This window comes from Streptomyces inhibens (assembly GCF_003389455.1).
Lineage (GTDB): Bacteria > Actinomycetota > Actinomycetes > Streptomycetales > Streptomycetaceae > Streptomyces > Streptomyces inhibens.
Map to the genome: position 1 here is coordinate 17,099 of NZ_QUAC01000198.1, position 14,087 is coordinate 31,185.

The following is a 14,087-nucleotide window of genomic DNA, read 5'->3' on the forward strand; positions in this document are numbered from 1 at the left end:
CCGGAACGACCGAACGCACACCCGGTCCCGGCGGGGCCGGGCCGCGGTGAAGAGGTGAGGTGGCTGCGTCAGCGGTTGGTGAGCACCATCCGGAAGCGGGCGGTGCCGGAGAGCATCTTTTGGTACGCGTCCCCGGCCTGGTCCAGCGGCATGATCTCGGTCATCGGGCGGATCCCGTGCAGGGCGCTGAACGCCATGGTGTCCTGCACGTCCTGCGCGGTGCCGGACGGATGGCCCCGGACGATCTTGCCGCTCATCAGCAGCTGGGCCGGGCTGATCCCCAGCGGGTCGGGGTCCGCGCCGATGACCACCAGCTCGCCGCGGTGGGTCAGCCCGTCCACGGTCGCGGTGATGGCCTCGGAGTTGGCGGCGGTGGCCAGGACGACCTTGGCGCCGCCGAGGGACTGCAGCGCGTCCCCGACGGGGGTGTCCACCGTGCTGTCGACGTAGTGGTGCGCGCCGAGCTGCTTGGCGAAGTCGGCCTTGCCGGCGCCGCGGGCGATGGCCACGGTCTCGAAGCCCATCGCGGTCGCGTACTGCACCCCCAGATGGCCGAGGCCACCGATGCCGAGGACGGCGACCAGGTCCCCCGGCCGGGCGGAGCTGCGCCGCAGCCCGTTGTACGTGGTGACGCCCGCGCAGGCCAGGGGCCCGGCATCGGGCGCCGCCAGTGCGTCGGGGATCCGGGCCAGCGCGTCTGCCGGTGCGATCACCGACTCGGCGTAACCGCCGTCGTACGCCCATCCGGGTACCTTCAGGTTCTCGCACACCATGAAGTCACCCTGTCTGCAGGGCGTGCAGTGGCCGCAGCTGCCGCCGAACCAGCCCACCGCCACCCGGTCGCCCACCTGCCAGCCGCTGTACGTCCCCTCGCCGACCTCCTCGATGCGCCCGGCGATCTCATGCCCGGGGACCAGCGGAAACCGCACGCCGGGGAATGCGGCGTTCACGAAAAGGGCGTCGCTGTGGCAGATCCCGCAGGCGTCCACGGCGATCCGTACGTGGCCCGGGCCCGGCTGCGGCACCTCCCGCTCGACGATCTCGAACGGCCCGCCGGCGGTGTCGACCTGCGCGACTCGATAAACGCTCATCTGGATCTCTCCGGTGTACGGGTAGGAAAGCCCCCTACCAGCAGACCAGCTCCGGCGCGATCGTGCGCGCCGAAGGGAGCAGGCGCCTGGCGCGGGGATGCCCTGGCCAGGGCGCTGCCGGGTACGTCGGTCGACGGAAAGCGGCGATGGCCGTCAACTTGTCCAAACATCAATGGAGTTGAGCCACGAACGACGGCGGTGAGATCAGGCGGTGATTGCTGGCTTCTCCGGCTCACGGCCGAGCGGCTCTCTCCGTCATGCAGGGCTGAGGTGCGGATGATCCGGCCGGCCCTCAGCCTGGAGGCAGGGGATCAGAGGTCGAGGCGGCATGGGCATGACGCCCTTCCGGGGGAGTGTGCGGGGCGGCGACGGCCCCGCAGAATCCCTGATCAGGGTCCAAGAAGAGGGTGCGGAACAGTTGGTCGGACTGCCGTACACGGACGCCGCGGCGGTCGTGGGCTGTCCGGTCGGCACCGTGCGCTCCCGGGTGGCCCGTGCCTGTGCCGACCTCACCGAGTGGCTGAGGTCCGCCGAGACCTCCGCGCGGGTCCCACAGATGGTCGCGGCGTAACAGGTTCTGGTTCCGGGCTCCCGGATCACATCGTCCGCGCTGCTGCCGGAGGCATCGAAGCGCCCCGACCGGTCACTTCGGGCGGGGCGCCGGCGCGGCGGGCGGCTCCGGTTCGCGCAGGGCCGCGTACGTTCCCAGCGCCCGGACCAGGACCTTGGTCAGGGAAGCCGGCAGCAGCGGCGCGAGCTTGCGCCAGGCGTCGTCGACCAGTGCCCGCGCCTCCCGTCGGCAGGCCTGGACGGCACCGGACCGGGCGATGGCGGTGGCCACACCGTGCACGGTGTCCGCATCGGCGCCGCCGTCGCGTACGGCCTTCCACAGCAGACGCACCCGGTCGGCGGGGAGCAGCGCGACGCAGTGGGCGAGCGGCATGGTCACCGTCCCGGAACGCAGGTCCTCACCGGTGTGTTTGCGGCTGCTGCCGGAGGGCGCCGGGGCGGTGGCGCCCAGCAGGTCGAGCACGTCGTCGGAGATCTGGTACGCGGTGCCGACCGCCTCGAAGTAGGCGCCGATGGCGGCGCGTTGCGCCTCGTCGGCCCGTGCGACAAGGGCGCCGAGCTCCGCGAAGCCACGGGCCGGCACCCCGGTCTTGAACCGGTGCGCCGCCCGCAGCCGCCGCAGCAGCGGCCGCGGGTCACCCGTGGCCACCGCGGCATCCATCTCCTCGGTGTGGCCGGCCAGATCCAGGGCCTGGCCGCCGTGCGCCGCGCGGAGCGTGCCCAGATACGTCCGGCAGACGGCGAGCTTCAGCCCGTCGTCCGCCGGTACCAGGTCGTCGATGACCCGGTCCAGGGCGAAGTAGGCGGCCGTGGCGGCGTTGACGGTGGCCGGAACCCCGAAGACCCGGTGCACCGCGGAGACACCGCGGCGGTGGACCGAGCCGTCCTGGACGTCGTCGATGGCCAGATTGGCGCTGTGGATCACCTCGACCGCGGCCAGCAGCGGTGTGTACGGATCGGCCCGGACCCCCACCAGTTCGATGGCGGCGCAGCAGACGTACGTCCGCCAGCCGCGGCCGCCCGGGTCGGTCAGATGCCGGACCGGGCGTACCAGGGTCCGGTGCACGGCGGTGTCGGTGAAGCCGTCGAGCGAGGCGCCGGTCCCGCCGAGCAGGGACCTGGTCGTCGCGGACGACGGCCGGTCGGGGTACAGGCGGCGGACTTCACGCCGGGTCACCCTGTGCAGCCGGCCCAGATACTCCTCCAGATCACCGATCCGTTGCGCGGGCACGGCCGACACGAGGGCCCAGCCCGTCACCGCCCGGCCGGCCCGCGTACCGGACACCCGCGCCGCGGCACACAGAAAGCCGTGGCCGGCGAGCATGGTGCGCACTTCCTGGCCGGGGAAGTGCGCCGTGACGTCAAGGCGTAGCCGGAGTTGCTCGGAGGTGACCGTCCAGGTGGTGGGGTAGGTGGTCAGGGTTGCGAGGGACGTCCAGGGGGCGGCGGAGCGGCAGTGCGCGTCGTCGGCCGGCAGCGCCCGGCCGTCGGGGGCGTATGCCGTCAGCAGGTCCTGATGGGCGAGCACCGCACGCGAGGGCACGTCGACGTGATCCACGCTCTCGGCCGTCACCCGCCAGCCGTCGTCCAGCAGCACGGTGAGGCGTTGCCAGCCGATGTCCCTTGTCCCGGCCGGGAGTTCGTCCGACAGCGGCTCACCGCCCGGGCCGGCCAGGTACCGGCCGTCGCCCGGGTCGGCCAGGTACCGGCCGTCGCCCGAGCCGGTCTTGCACCATTCCTCGCCCGAGCCGGTCTCGATCCAGCCCTCGCCCGAGACGTCGACCGTGCCCTCCGTGCCCGGAGCGCCGACCCGGCCGGCGACGGCGTAGTGCGGCGCGTATGTTGCGTCGCCGGTCGTCCCCGCGGAGGCCGGGGCCGGTACAGGGGAGAAGACCAGGTCGCAGTGCGCGCGCTCGCCGCGCAGCGTGAGCCCGTACCGGCCGCCGCCGTCCTCCTCATGCAGCGTGCCCGCCGTGCCGAAGCCGATGTCGTACGGGCCGGGGCCGAGCCGTACCGGATCCGGCAGCAGCCGGTCCGGTGCCACCGGCAAGCCCGCCGCCAAGGCCTCCAGCAGCGCCGCCCGCACCTGGGCATCCATCGCCCCGGCGGCCGCCGCCGCGCGGAAGGCGTCGACCGCGCTCCGGTCCACCCATGACTCGGCCGTATGGGAGCGCCGCCGCACATCGATGAACGACCAGACCAGGCCGTGCCCCCACCCCGGCGATCCGTCCGCCGCCGTGGTGCGGTGCCGGACGAGGTCCGCCGCGACCACGTACGTGTCCCCGGGCCCCGTCATCAGCCGGCACCCCAGTCGCCACCGCGTCTCCCCGGGGTCGGGTCCAGGCTCCGTGGCACCGCCCCCGGCCTGGTTGTTTGCACTCTCCGCAGCTGCCACGGCTGCCTCAACGATCCGGCCCACAGAAGGAAACGCCCCGGGAGGCCGGGCCCGCGGGCCCGCTCTACGCTGGGTGAGGAGGCCAAGGCCGACGTGCGGTGAGGCGGTGGAAGGCTTGTGGCGGTACGGCACCAGCTGATCAAGCGCTCTCCCGAGGCGCTGTGGGCGGTACTCGCCGACGGCTCCCGGTACGCGGACTGGGTGGTCGGCACCGCACACTCGCGACCCGTGGACGACAACTGGCCGGAGGTCGGCTCCGCGATCGAGTACACGGTGCGCCTGGGTCCCTGGGACCTCACCGGCCACACCGTCGTACGGCACAGCTCCCCGCCACGGGAACTCGAACTCGAAGTCGACAGCGGCCGACTGGGCACGGTCCGGATCGCCATCGAGGTGCGCAGCTGGGGCGAGGATTCGCTGGTCATCGTCGACGAGCATCCGCTGCGCGGCCCCGCCGGGCGGCTGCACAACGCGGGCCTGGAATTCCTGCTGCAGCTGCGTCACCGCAGCATGCTCAGCAGGCTGGCGGCGGTTGCCGAAAACGCCCCGCACGGCGCGCACACAGGCCCCTGACCGCCGCCCCGCCGGCTGTGCCGACGGCCACGGCCGGGCCCGGTGAACAGGAGACAGCGATGCCGGACGCAGTGGTGATCGGTGCCGGGCCCAACGGACTTGTCGCGGCCAACCTGTTGGCGGACGCCGGATGGACCGTGGAGGTGCTCGAAGAGCAGAACGAGCCGGGCGGCGCGGTCCGCAGCGACCGCGGGGTGCACCCCGACTACGTCAACGACCTGTTCAGCTCCTTCTACCCGCTGGCCGCCGCCTCACCGGTCCTCTCGGCCCTCCGCCTGCACGAACAGGGGCTGGTCTGGAGCCATGCGCCACGGGTGCTGGCGCATCCGCTGACCGACGGCCGCTGTGCGCTGCTGGAGCGCGATACGGCCGACACGGCGGCCGGGCTGGAGACCTTCGGCGCGGGTGACGGTGCGGCCTGGCAGGCGCTGTGCGGAGTCTGGGACCGCGTCGGCAGCGACCTCATCGACGCCATGTTCACCCCGTTCCCGCCGCTGCGCGCGACGGCCCGGCTCGCCGCGCGGCTGCGCGGCGCGGGCGGTCTGCGGCTGGCGCGCACGATGCTGCTGCCCGTACGGCGCCTGGGAGATGAGGAGTTCCGTGGCGAAGCCGGCCGGCTCCTGCTGGCCGGCAACGCCCTGCACGCGGACCTCGCCCCCGAGGCGGCGGGCAGCGGCGGCTTCGGGTGGCTGATGTCGATGCTCGGCCAGACCTACGGCTTTCCGGTACCGGCCGGCGGCGCCCAGTCGCTCACCGCGGCGCTCGTGCGGCGGCTGCAGCGCAGCGGTGGCGTACTGCGCTGCGGGGAGCGCGTCGTCGGCATCATTGTGCGCTCCGGGCGCGCGGTGGCGGTACGCACCTCGATCGGCGAGACCGTGCCGGCCCGCCGCGCCGTACTGGCGGATGTGTCCGTACCGGCCCTGTACGGCCGGCTGGTCGACTCCCGGCATCTGCCCGGCCCGCTCCTGGCCGATCTGCGGCGCTTCCAATGGGACTTCGCCACCTTCAAGGTGGACTGGGCGCTCGACGGCCCGGTGCCGTGGACCGCGGAGGGCGCCGCCACCGCAGGCACCGTGCACCTGGCCGACGGGATGGACGAACTCACCCGCTTCGCCGCGCAGATCGCCATGGGGCGGGTGCCGGACCGGCCGTTCGTCCTCTTCGGCCAGATGACCACCGCGGATGCCACCCGCTCCCCGGCCGGCACCGAGTCGGCCTGGGCCTACACCCATGTACCTCATGGGATCCGCGGGGACGCGGGGGAGGACGGGATCAGCGGAGCCTGGGACCCACGGGAAGAAGAAATGATGGCGAACCGGGTGGAGGCACAGGTCGAGCGCTTCGCTCCCGGCTTCCGCTCGCGGATCAGGGCGCGCCGGATCCTCGCCCCGCCCACCCTGGAGGCGATGAACGCCAATCTGCACGGCGGCGCCCTCAACGGTGGCACCATCGCCGTCCACCAGCAGCTGGTCCTCCGCCCGCTGCCCGGCCTCGGCCGCCCGGAAACCCCGGTCGAGGGCCTCTATCTGGCATCCGCCGGCGCGCACCCGGGCGGCGGAGTACATGGCGCCCCCGGAGCCAACGCGGCCCGCGCGGCCCTGCGCAGGCGCGCGCCGGGCAGCCTCCTCAGCCGGGCGCAGCGCGCGCTGGCCGCCCCGTTCGTCAACGCCCGCCAGGAGAGGGCGGGTTGAGGTGCCGTCGGCGCTCAGGCAGCTGCCGTCGGCGCGATCGGCCGGGCGGCCAGGAGCATCAGGGCCACATCGTCCTGCCGGTCCGCCTCGCCCTGCCGGTTCTGCAGAAGGGTGTCGGCGAGGCCGTCGGGGCCCTGTGGCGGGGCGTCGTCAAGGCGCCCGGCCAGGTCGGCGACCGCGCGGTCCAGATCGACGCCCGGGGCTTCGACCAGGCCGTCGGTGTAGAGGACCAGCACGGATTCCGGCGGCAGGGCGATCTCCGTGGCCTCGTACTGGGCATCGGGCTCGATGCCCAGGAGCAGCCCGGGCGGTACGTCCAGCACCGTGGTGTGCCCGTCGGGGTGGCGCAGGAGGGGCGGTGGATGGCCGGCGCTGGCCAGGCACGCCCGCCGGGTACGCAGATCGATATGGACGTACAGGCAGCTGGTGAACAGATCCGGGTCCAGATCGGTCAGCAGCCGGTTCGTACGGGCCAGTACCTCGGCCGGTGAGGCGCCGGCGGTGGCGTGGGCGTGCACGGCGGTGCGGGCCTGCCCCATCAGGGCGGCGGCCGCCGCGTTGTGCCCCTGTACGTCACCGATGACGGCGGCGACGCTGTCCTCGCCGAGCCGGATCAGATCGTAGAAGTCGCCGCCGATGTCCATACCGCGGGTCGACGGCAGGTAACGCGCGGCGACGGCGAACCCGGGTACCGGGGGAAGGCTGTGCGGCAGCAGTCCGGCCTGCAGATCATGGGCGAGTTGCTGCTTGGTGTCGTACAGCCGGGCACGGTCCAGTGCCTGGGCGATCAGCCCCGCCAGCGAGGTGAGGACCTGGCGTTCTTCCACGCTGAAGGTGCGGGGCCGGGTGTACCCGAGGATGCAGCAGCCGACCGGGCGGCCGGACACGATCAGCGGCAGCACGGCCCGGGCGGCCTTGCCCGTCAGATGCGGCAGCCCCGGGTAGTCGCGTTCCAATTCTTCGGGGCAGGAGAAGAAGCTGGGCTCGCCGGTGCCGAGGGCGTGTACGGCCGGGCTGTTGGCGGCGCTGAGGGCGACACCTTCGAAGGCGGCGATGGCTTCGGCGGGGTAGCCGCGGTGGCCGATGGTGCGCAGCCGGCCCGCCTCCGCCGCGTACATGAGCATGCCTTGGGCGCCGAAGGCCGGCACGATCTGATCGGCGACCAGATCGACGACGTCCTGTACGCCCACGGCCTCGGTGAGCGCCGCGGACAGATGCAGAACGTGGTAGATCTGCCCGGCCCGCACGGGCACGGACTCCGCAGGGTAGGACGCCACCGGGTCGTGATCCTCGCCCGAGGGGGTGATCCACACGCTCAGGCCCCGGGCGTCCGGGAACAGGCGGAAGGTGAGCCACTGCTCCGGGGGCCGGAGGGCGGTGAAGGACGTCGGCCGGCGGCTGATCACCGCGGCGCGGTAGCGGTCCTCGAAGACCGGGTCGCGCAGCCACGGCAGGACTTCCCAGGGGTGCGATCCGATCAGCCGGGTGTCCTTTTCGCCGAGCAGTTCTTCCGCGCCGGTCGTGACCAGGGTGATGCGGCCGTCCAGGTCCAGCGCGCAGCAGCCGCCGGGCAGCCGCTCCACGTAGTCGACCGCCGCCAGCGCCTCCTCCTGGCCGACGGCCCGTACCGGGGGCGGCGACAGCACGCGCGGCACCTCGGCGGGCTCCCCGTCAGGCAGGGGGCGCTTCGCCAGCAGCGCCGCCAGACGCCGGCAGCCGGCCCGCACCGTCTCGGCCTCGTCCGCCGACAGCTGCGGCGGATGGCCGGCGGGCCACAGCAGCAGCAAGGCGCCCCGGCGCCCGGTCGTGTCGCTGATCGGAGCCGCGGCCAGCGCGAAGTCGTACGGGACGGCCACCGCTGTACGGGGGAAGTCACGGGTCATCTGCTGATGGCCGGCCGCCCACACCAGGCACTGCTGGCGGGTGGCGACGGCGACCGGAATCGGGGCCGCCAGCGCGACCCGGCCCCACGGCTCCAGGAACGGCGCCGGGACCCCGCTCATGACGGTCAGCTGCAGCACCGGCTCGTCGGCCGCCAGCACATAGAGCCCGCCCGCGGATGCCCCGGTCTCCCGCATCGCCCGAAGAAGCGCCCGGTCCACAGCGTCGGACCCGGCTCCGTCGCTCATCTCGCACCTTCACACAGCTGTCGTCATGACGTTCCCACGGGACAGTGCCGACGTTACGCCGCTCACTGTGGTGCGGCACTCGGGTACGCACTGTGCCCGAGATACCCCGAGTTGCGGTGAGCTGTGGACGTATATCATGTAATGGCGCCTCTTGAACGTGGCGCGGGCAGCGTGTCGTCTCCGTTCCGGAGAGGGAACATGGCCGCAGGCGAAGAGGACGAGACAGAGCGAGTGCGGCGTCCGTCCGGTAAGAAGACCGCCAAAAAGACCGCCAGGACAACCAGCAGTGCTCGGGCCGACAGCCGGAAGGGCGAGGGCGAGACGGAGCGCGTGGCCCGCCGAGTTTCGGCGCCGCGGGCCATGCGGAACGCGGCGGAGCAGCTCCAGCAGCTTCTGGGGCGGGCCCCCGAGTCCGTCTCCGCGGTGAAACCCACGGAGGACGGCTGGCAGGCGGACGTGGAAGTCCTGGAGCTGGAACGCGTCCCGTCGACCACCAGCGTGATGGCGACCTACCGGGTGGTGCTGGACAAGGAAGGTGAACTGGTGGCATACGAGCGCATCCGCCGCTACACCCGAAGTCAGATCGACCGGGGCAGCTGAAGGCTCCGGATGCCACCGCAGAACCGTTCGCCGAGCGAACTACACGGCCACTCCGCGCAGGAAGGGGCGAGCCGAGGAAGGGAGGCACCGTGACTGTGGTGCCGCAAAGCGGAGGAACCGTCGCCAAGGGTGGCGGCGGAGGCTCCGGCAACCTCTACGACATCCTCGATCTGATTCTGGACCGCGGACTGGTCATCGACGTCTTCGTACGGGTCTCGTTGGTCGGCATCGAGATCCTCAAGATCGACGCCCGGATCGTCGTGGCCAGCGTGGACACCTACCTGCGCTTCGCCGAGGCGTGCAACCGCCTCGACCTGGAGGAGGGGCGCAAGGCGCCCTCCCAACTGACCGACATCGTCGGCGAGGTCACCGAGGGTGGCTCGCACGGCAAGGCCAAGGGAGCGCTGAGCGGGGCCGCCGAGGCGGTGACCGACGCTCTCAAGGGCGGAAGCGAGGACGACGAGGAAGAAAAGGAACCCGCGGAGCGGCGCAAGGAGCACGCGGAAAAGCGGGAGCGGCCGGCTCGTCGCCCGGTCCGGCGCCGGAAGGAATGAGCCATGGCCGTATACGTCTACTCCATCGTCGCGACCGACCATCCCCAGCGGCTGGACGGTCTCGACGGGGTGGGGGACCCGCCCACCGCCCTTCGCACGGTGCACGCGAAAAAACTGTCCGCGGTCGTCAGCGACGCCCCCGAGGAGCTACGGCCCAAACGCCGGGACCTCGGCGCCCACCAGGCCGTCCAGGAGCGGCTCATGGCCGACGGCACAGTCCTGCCGCTGCAGTTCGGTTTCACCACCACGAACGACGACGCCGTACGCGAGGTGCTGGAGGAGCGTACGGACGAATTCACCGAACGGTTGCAGGCGCTGAAGGGCTGCGCCGAATACCACCTGAAATGCGCTCAGGACGAGGACGCGATGCTGCGCCAGATCCTTAGGGAGTCCGACGAGGCGCGTCGGCTCAACGAGGACATCAGAAGCGGCAATGCGAGCCCGGATCTGCCGTTCGCGCTCGGTGAACTGGTCGCGAAGGAAGTAGAGGCGCGCCAGGAGCGGCTCGCCGCGGCGGTCGTCGACGCACTGCGCGAGTTCGCCCGTGAGGAGAGCGCGTCGAGGCCGACCGGCAACGACTTCGTGAGCGTGTCCTTCCTGGTGAACCAGAAGGACGAAAAGCGCCTCCGCGCCGCCGAGCAGGAGCTCGCCGAGGAGCTGGGCGAGGACTTCGATCTGCGGCTGCGCGGGCCACTGCCCGCCTACAGCTTCGTCTAGGGAGACGTCATGGGCCTGCTGACTCAGCTCGGCACCTTTCCGCTGGCGCCGGTGCGCGGCGTGGCCTGGGTCATGGAGCGCGTGATGGAGGCCGCGGAGAACGAGTACTACGACACCGAACCCGTCGAGCGGGAACTCGCCGAGCTGGAGCGAGCGCTCCTGGCGGGAGACATCGACGAGGAAACCTTCGACCGGCGCGAGGACGAACTGCTGGACCGGCTGGACGAGATCAGGGCCCATGAGCAGGGCACCGACACCTGATCGCGACAGCTGACTCCGGAGGGCGTCCCGCGCTCCCGTCCGGACGCCGGGTTACCAGGGAATCGAGGTAGTGGCCGTGTCGGAACCCGTTGCCAGGAGACTTGGCGAACTCCCGTCCAGGTCCGCCCAGTACGGCCAGGGCTCATCGGCCAATCTCGCCGACATACTGGAGCGGGTCCTGGACAAGGGCATCGTCATCGCGGGCGATATCCAGATCAACCTCCTCGACATCGAACTGCTCACCATCAAGCTGCGGCTGCTGGTGGCGTCGGTGGACAAGGCCAAGGAGATGGGCATCGACTGGTGGGAGCACGACCCCGCACTGTCGTCCCGCGCCGCCAACGGCGGCTACCACTCGCTCGCCGAGGAGAACAAGCGGCTGCGCGCCGAGATCGAGGCCCTGCGCGAGGGCGGTGAACTGCCCCCCGCCGAGGACGAGGACGAGGACGAGGAGAGCCGCCCGGCCGCCACCCGGCGTCCCTCGCGTACCTCACGCACCAAACGGGCCGAGTCGAGCCCCCGCGGCAAGAAGCGGGACGAGTCATGACCGAGGCCATCAGCTACGCCTACGCCGTGGCGCGGGACGCCGACGGATCGCTGGAGGAGGAGCTGTCCGGGCTCCCCGGCGTGGCGGATGCGCCGGTGCATCTGGTGCGCACCGGACACCGCGGTGACGTGGTCGTCGCGGTCAGCCCGGTGCCCGAGCAGGACTTCCAGGAGGACGCACTGCGCGCACACCTCGAAGACCTGGACTGGCTGGAGTCGGTCGCCCGCGCCCATCACCGGGTGATCGAGGCGCTGGCCGCGCGCACCACCGTCCTGCCGCTCCGCCTGGCCACCGTCTACCTCGACGACGAACGGGTGCGGCAGATGCTCGACGTCCGTCTGGAGGCGTTCGCCGACCGGCTGTCCGAGCTGGCCGCGCATGTGGAGTGGGGCGTCAAGATCTACGTCGAGGCGCCCGCGGCCGACGAGAGTCCGGCGGAGCCGTCCGCGGAGCCGGACCTGAGCCCCGGACGCGCCTACCTCAGCCACCGCAGAGCGCAGCGCCATGCCCGCGAGGACGCCTACCGCGAAGCCGAACAGGCGGCCCGGCACGTCGAGGACGCGGCCCGCGGTGTGGCGGTCGACCGGGTCCAGCACCGGACGCAGCAGGGCGAACTCGCCCGCGGGCCGGGGGAGAACGTCGTCAACGACGCCTACCTCGTACCGCTGGAGCACGCCGAACGGTTCCGCACCGACGTGCTGCGGGCGGCCGAGGGATTTCCCGGGGTACGCGTCGAGGTCACCGGGCCCTGGGCCCCCTACTCGTTCGCCACCCCCGCCGAAGCCGAACCATTGAAGAGGGCCGCGCCGTGAGGGCGGCGGGCGGGCCGCCGGCCACGGCGGAAGAGCCGCTGCCGGACCGGCAGATCGCGCTGATCGACCTGCTGGACCGGCTGCTGAGCGGAGGTGTGGTCCTCACCGGTGACATCGTGCTGTCGATCGCCGATATCGACCTCGTACGCGTCTCGCTGAACGCGCTGATCGTCTCCATCAGCGAACAGAACCTCTCCCCGTGGCCTGCCGTCACACCCCTGGGAGACGGTCATGACAGGTGAAGTCCCAAGGCCCGCCGACCGCTTCGACGACGTCGCCGAAGCGGCCGGCCGCGCCTTCCGGCTGCTGCCCGCGGCACCGCAGGACCTCCAGCCGCCGCGCGGCACGGCGGCGGGGAGCGGCACACACCGGGTCACCACCAACCCCGACACGGTGGAACGGGACCTGATCAAGCTCGTTCTCACCCTCGTCGAACTGCTGCGACAGCTCATGGAACGCCAGGCGCTGCACCGGGTCGACGTCGGAGATCTCACCGAGGAACAGGAGGAGCGGCTGGGCGCCACACTCATGATTCTGCACGAGCGCATGGTGGAGCTCTGTGCCCGATACGACCTTTCCATGCAAGACCTCAATCTCGATCTCGGACCTCTCGGGACGTTGCTGCCACCGTCCGAATGACAGCCGGCCGACCGGCCGAACCCCGCTTGCTCGGCCGAAGGCCCTGAAGGAGCACGACATGGGCATCAGAAAGAAGAGCAAGAACATCGGCGACATAGCCGAAGGAAAGGCGAAGGAAACCACCGGGAAGGCCCTCGGCAACGAAAGCCTGGAGAAGAAGGGAAAGATGGAGAAGGCCAAGGGCAAGGTGAAGCAGGCAGTGGAACGGGGCAAGGACACGCTCAGGCACTGACCGCCACCGCCCGGCCCCCGCCGCCGCACTCCCCGCGACGACGGGGGCCGCCCTTGCGATGCGGCTGCTCGTGCCGCCCGCCGACCGGGCCTGGATCGTGACCACCGATGCCGACTCACGAGTACCGCCCCGTTGGCTCGCCCACCGGCACCGCCGGCGGACGTCGCGGACCGGCCCCGCGCTCCGGGTGCGGAGCGCGGCGAGGATCCGTACGGTCGAAGAGGCCCTGCGCACCACGACAGCTCAGCCCGGCGCCTGCCCGGACGAGGAGAGCCGCAGCGGTAGCGCCGCCGACCCCCGGCACACACGTGGAGGATCAATGGCTGAGTACGGCTACTTCCTGTCCTGCGAGGAGCACGGCCCGGCCGCGCTCGTCGAGCAGGCACGGATGGCCGAGCAGGCCGGATTCACCTCGCTGTGGATCTCCGACCACTTCCACCCGTGGAACGACGCACAGGGCCAGAGCCCCTTCGTATGGTCGGTGATCGGCGCACTGTCCGAGGCCACCTCGCTGCCCATCGAGACCGCGGTGACCTGCCCGATCATGCGGCTCCACCCCGCCGTCACCGCCCAGGCGGCCGCCACCGCCGCCGTCCAGACCCAGGGCCGCTTCCGGCTCGGGGTGGGAACCGGCGAGGCGCTGAACGAACACGTCCTGGGTGATCCCTGGCCGCGGGCGGCGGTGCGACTGGAGATGCTGGAAGAGGCCGTTCAGGTGATGCGCCAGCTCTTCGCGGGCGACGAGGTGAGCCACCACGGCAAGCACTACGCGGTCGAGAACGCGCGCCTGTACACCCTTCCCGACGAGCCGGTGCCCATCGACGTATCCGGCTTCGGTCCGGCCGCGACCGAGCTGGCCGGACGCGTCGGGGACGGCTTCCTCACCATGGAGCCCGACGCCGAGGCCGTGGAGCGGTTCCGGCGCAGCGGCGGCGGTTCGAAGCCGGCCATGGGCGGACTGAAGGTGTGCTGGTCCAGCGACCGCGAGGAGGCGCTACGGACCGCACACCGGCTCTGGGCCACCGAACAGCTGCCCGGCGAGCTGCCGCAGATCCTCCCCACACCCCGCCACTTCGAGCAGGCCGCCGAACTGATCAGCCCCGATCGCGTCGCGGAGAGCGTGCTCTGCGGAGACGATGTGGAAGCGCATCTCGCCGCGATCACCGCGTACACCAAGGCGGGCTTCGATACCGTCTGCGTCCATCAGATCGGGCACGGCCCGCGGGGCTTCTTCGACTTCTACCGCACCAAAGTGCTTCCCCAGCTACCGCAGTGA

General features: G+C 71.7%; 16 protein-coding genes. 13 read left to right on the forward strand and 3 right to left on the reverse strand.

The window, feature by feature from the left end:
• Nucleotides 1–68 precede the first annotated feature (68 nt).
• On the reverse strand, nucleotides 69–1,091 hold the full coding sequence (locus tag DY245_RS24470) for an alcohol dehydrogenase (RefSeq protein ID WP_128509385.1): 1,023 nt from the start codon (nucleotides 1,089–1,091) through the stop codon (nucleotides 69–71).
• A gap of 328 nt (nucleotides 1,092–1,419) precedes the next feature.
• Here DY245_RS24470 and DY245_RS48385 point away from each other — a divergent pair, with 328 nt between their 5' ends.
• Nucleotides 1,420–1,662, forward strand: a complete 243-nt coding sequence (locus DY245_RS48385) for a sigma factor-like helix-turn-helix DNA-binding protein (RefSeq protein ID WP_425329438.1) — start codon at nucleotides 1,420–1,422, stop codon at nucleotides 1,660–1,662.
• A gap of 72 nt (nucleotides 1,663–1,734) precedes the next feature.
• Here DY245_RS48385 and DY245_RS24480 read toward each other — a convergent pair whose 3' ends face one another.
• Nucleotides 1,735–3,957, reverse strand: coding sequence for a polyprenyl synthetase family protein (locus DY245_RS24480; RefSeq protein WP_128509386.1), 2,223 nt, complete (start codon nucleotides 3,955–3,957; stop codon nucleotides 1,735–1,737).
• Between the two features lie 216 nt (nucleotides 3,958–4,173).
• On the opposite strand from DY245_RS24480, the gene DY245_RS24485 reads away from it, so the two are divergent.
• Together DY245_RS24485 and DY245_RS24490 are read left to right on the forward strand one after the other, a co-directional pair.
• Nucleotides 4,174–4,629: an SRPBCC family protein gene (locus tag DY245_RS24485; protein ID WP_128509387.1), complete on the forward strand. Its 456-nt coding sequence runs from the start codon at nucleotides 4,174–4,176 to the stop codon at nucleotides 4,627–4,629.
• A gap of 59 nt (nucleotides 4,630–4,688) precedes the next feature.
• Complete coding sequence (locus DY245_RS24490; RefSeq protein ID WP_128509388.1) at nucleotides 4,689–6,320, forward strand: phytoene desaturase family protein; 1,632 nt, start codon at nucleotides 4,689–4,691, stop codon at nucleotides 6,318–6,320.
• A gap of 14 nt (nucleotides 6,321–6,334) precedes the next feature.
• Here the strand turns inward: DY245_RS24490 and DY245_RS24495 are convergent, their stop codons facing one another.
• Nucleotides 6,335–8,449, reverse strand: coding sequence for a SpoIIE family protein phosphatase (locus tag DY245_RS24495; RefSeq protein ID WP_128509389.1), 2,115 nt, complete (start codon nucleotides 8,447–8,449; stop codon nucleotides 6,335–6,337).
• 198 nt (nucleotides 8,450–8,647) lie between these two features.
• On the opposite strand from DY245_RS24495, the gene DY245_RS24500 reads away from it, so the two are divergent.
• The 10 genes from DY245_RS24500 to DY245_RS24545 all read left to right on the forward strand — a co-directional run bounded on the left by DY245_RS24500 (nucleotide 8,648) and on the right by DY245_RS24545 (nucleotide 14,087).
• Nucleotides 8,648–9,049: a gas vesicle protein GvpO gene (locus DY245_RS24500; protein WP_128509390.1), complete on the forward strand. Its 402-nt coding sequence runs from the start codon at nucleotides 8,648–8,650 to the stop codon at nucleotides 9,047–9,049.
• 89 nt (nucleotides 9,050–9,138) lie between these two features.
• Nucleotides 9,139–9,603 carry a gas vesicle structural protein GvpA gene (locus tag DY245_RS24505; RefSeq protein ID WP_128509391.1) on the forward strand — a complete coding sequence of 155 codons (465 nt, stop codon included), beginning with the start codon at nucleotides 9,139–9,141 and terminating at the stop codon, nucleotides 9,601–9,603.
• Nucleotides 9,604–9,606: 3 nt separating this feature from the next.
• Nucleotides 9,607–10,320 (forward strand): GvpL/GvpF family gas vesicle protein, encoded by a 714-nt coding sequence (locus DY245_RS24510; RefSeq protein WP_128509392.1) that lies wholly within the window; start codon nucleotides 9,607–9,609, stop codon nucleotides 10,318–10,320.
• A gap of 9 nt (nucleotides 10,321–10,329) precedes the next feature.
• A complete protein-coding gene (locus DY245_RS24515) occupies nucleotides 10,330–10,581 on the forward strand; it encodes a gas vesicle protein GvpG (RefSeq protein ID WP_128509393.1) in 252 nt (83 codons plus the stop codon).
• 76 nt (nucleotides 10,582–10,657) lie between these two features.
• Complete coding sequence (locus DY245_RS24520) at nucleotides 10,658–11,128, forward strand: gas vesicle protein (protein ID WP_128509394.1); 471 nt, start codon at nucleotides 10,658–10,660, stop codon at nucleotides 11,126–11,128.
• Nucleotides 11,125–11,940, forward strand: a complete 816-nt coding sequence (locus tag DY245_RS24525; RefSeq protein ID WP_128509395.1) for a GvpL/GvpF family gas vesicle protein — start codon at nucleotides 11,125–11,127, stop codon at nucleotides 11,938–11,940. Before DY245_RS24520 ends, DY245_RS24525 begins: the two co-directional genes overlap by 4 nt.
• Nucleotides 11,937–12,182, forward strand: a complete 246-nt coding sequence (locus tag DY245_RS24530; protein ID WP_128509396.1) for a gas vesicle protein — start codon at nucleotides 11,937–11,939, stop codon at nucleotides 12,180–12,182. Before DY245_RS24525 ends, DY245_RS24530 begins: the two co-directional genes overlap by 4 nt.
• Complete coding sequence (locus DY245_RS24535; protein WP_128509397.1) at nucleotides 12,172–12,579, forward strand: gas vesicle protein K; 408 nt, start codon at nucleotides 12,172–12,174, stop codon at nucleotides 12,577–12,579. Before DY245_RS24530 ends, DY245_RS24535 begins: the two co-directional genes overlap by 11 nt.
• Before the next feature lie 58 nt (nucleotides 12,580–12,637).
• Nucleotides 12,638–12,811: a CsbD family protein gene (locus tag DY245_RS24540; protein WP_128509398.1), complete on the forward strand. Its 174-nt coding sequence runs from the start codon at nucleotides 12,638–12,640 to the stop codon at nucleotides 12,809–12,811.
• A 319-nt stretch (nucleotides 12,812–13,130) separates the two neighbouring features.
• Nucleotides 13,131–14,087 carry a TIGR03557 family F420-dependent LLM class oxidoreductase gene (locus DY245_RS24545; protein ID WP_128509449.1) on the forward strand — a complete coding sequence of 319 codons (957 nt, stop codon included), beginning with the start codon at nucleotides 13,131–13,133 and terminating at the stop codon, nucleotides 14,085–14,087.

Bases quoted from the DNA above. Each gene is read 5' to 3' on its own strand.
- DY245_RS24470 (WP_128509385.1), bottom strand. From the start codon at position 1,091: ATGAGCGTTTATCGAGTCGCGCAGGTCGACACCGCCGGCGGGCCGTTC.
- DY245_RS48385 (WP_425329438.1), top strand. From the start codon at position 1,420: ATGGGCATGACGCCCTTCCGGGGGAGTGTGCGGGGCGGCGACGGCCCC.
- DY245_RS24480 (WP_128509386.1), bottom strand. From the start codon at position 3,957: ATGACGGGGCCCGGGGACACGTACGTGGTCGCGGCGGACCTCGTCCGG.
- DY245_RS24490 (WP_128509388.1), top strand. From the start codon at position 4,689: ATGCCGGACGCAGTGGTGATCGGTGCCGGGCCCAACGGACTTGTCGCG.
- DY245_RS24495 (WP_128509389.1), bottom strand. From the start codon at position 8,449: ATGAGCGACGGAGCCGGGTCCGACGCTGTGGACCGGGCGCTTCTTCGG.
- DY245_RS24500 (WP_128509390.1), top strand. From the start codon at position 8,648: ATGGCCGCAGGCGAAGAGGACGAGACAGAGCGAGTGCGGCGTCCGTCC.
- DY245_RS24510 (WP_128509392.1), top strand. From the start codon at position 9,607: ATGGCCGTATACGTCTACTCCATCGTCGCGACCGACCATCCCCAGCGG.
- DY245_RS24515 (WP_128509393.1), top strand. From the start codon at position 10,330: ATGGGCCTGCTGACTCAGCTCGGCACCTTTCCGCTGGCGCCGGTGCGC.
- DY245_RS24525 (WP_128509395.1), top strand. From the start codon at position 11,125: ATGACCGAGGCCATCAGCTACGCCTACGCCGTGGCGCGGGACGCCGAC.
- DY245_RS24535 (WP_128509397.1), top strand. From the start codon at position 12,172: ATGACAGGTGAAGTCCCAAGGCCCGCCGACCGCTTCGACGACGTCGCC.
- DY245_RS24540 (WP_128509398.1), top strand. From the start codon at position 12,638: ATGGGCATCAGAAAGAAGAGCAAGAACATCGGCGACATAGCCGAAGGA.
- DY245_RS24545 (WP_128509449.1), top strand. From the start codon at position 13,131: ATGGCTGAGTACGGCTACTTCCTGTCCTGCGAGGAGCACGGCCCGGCC.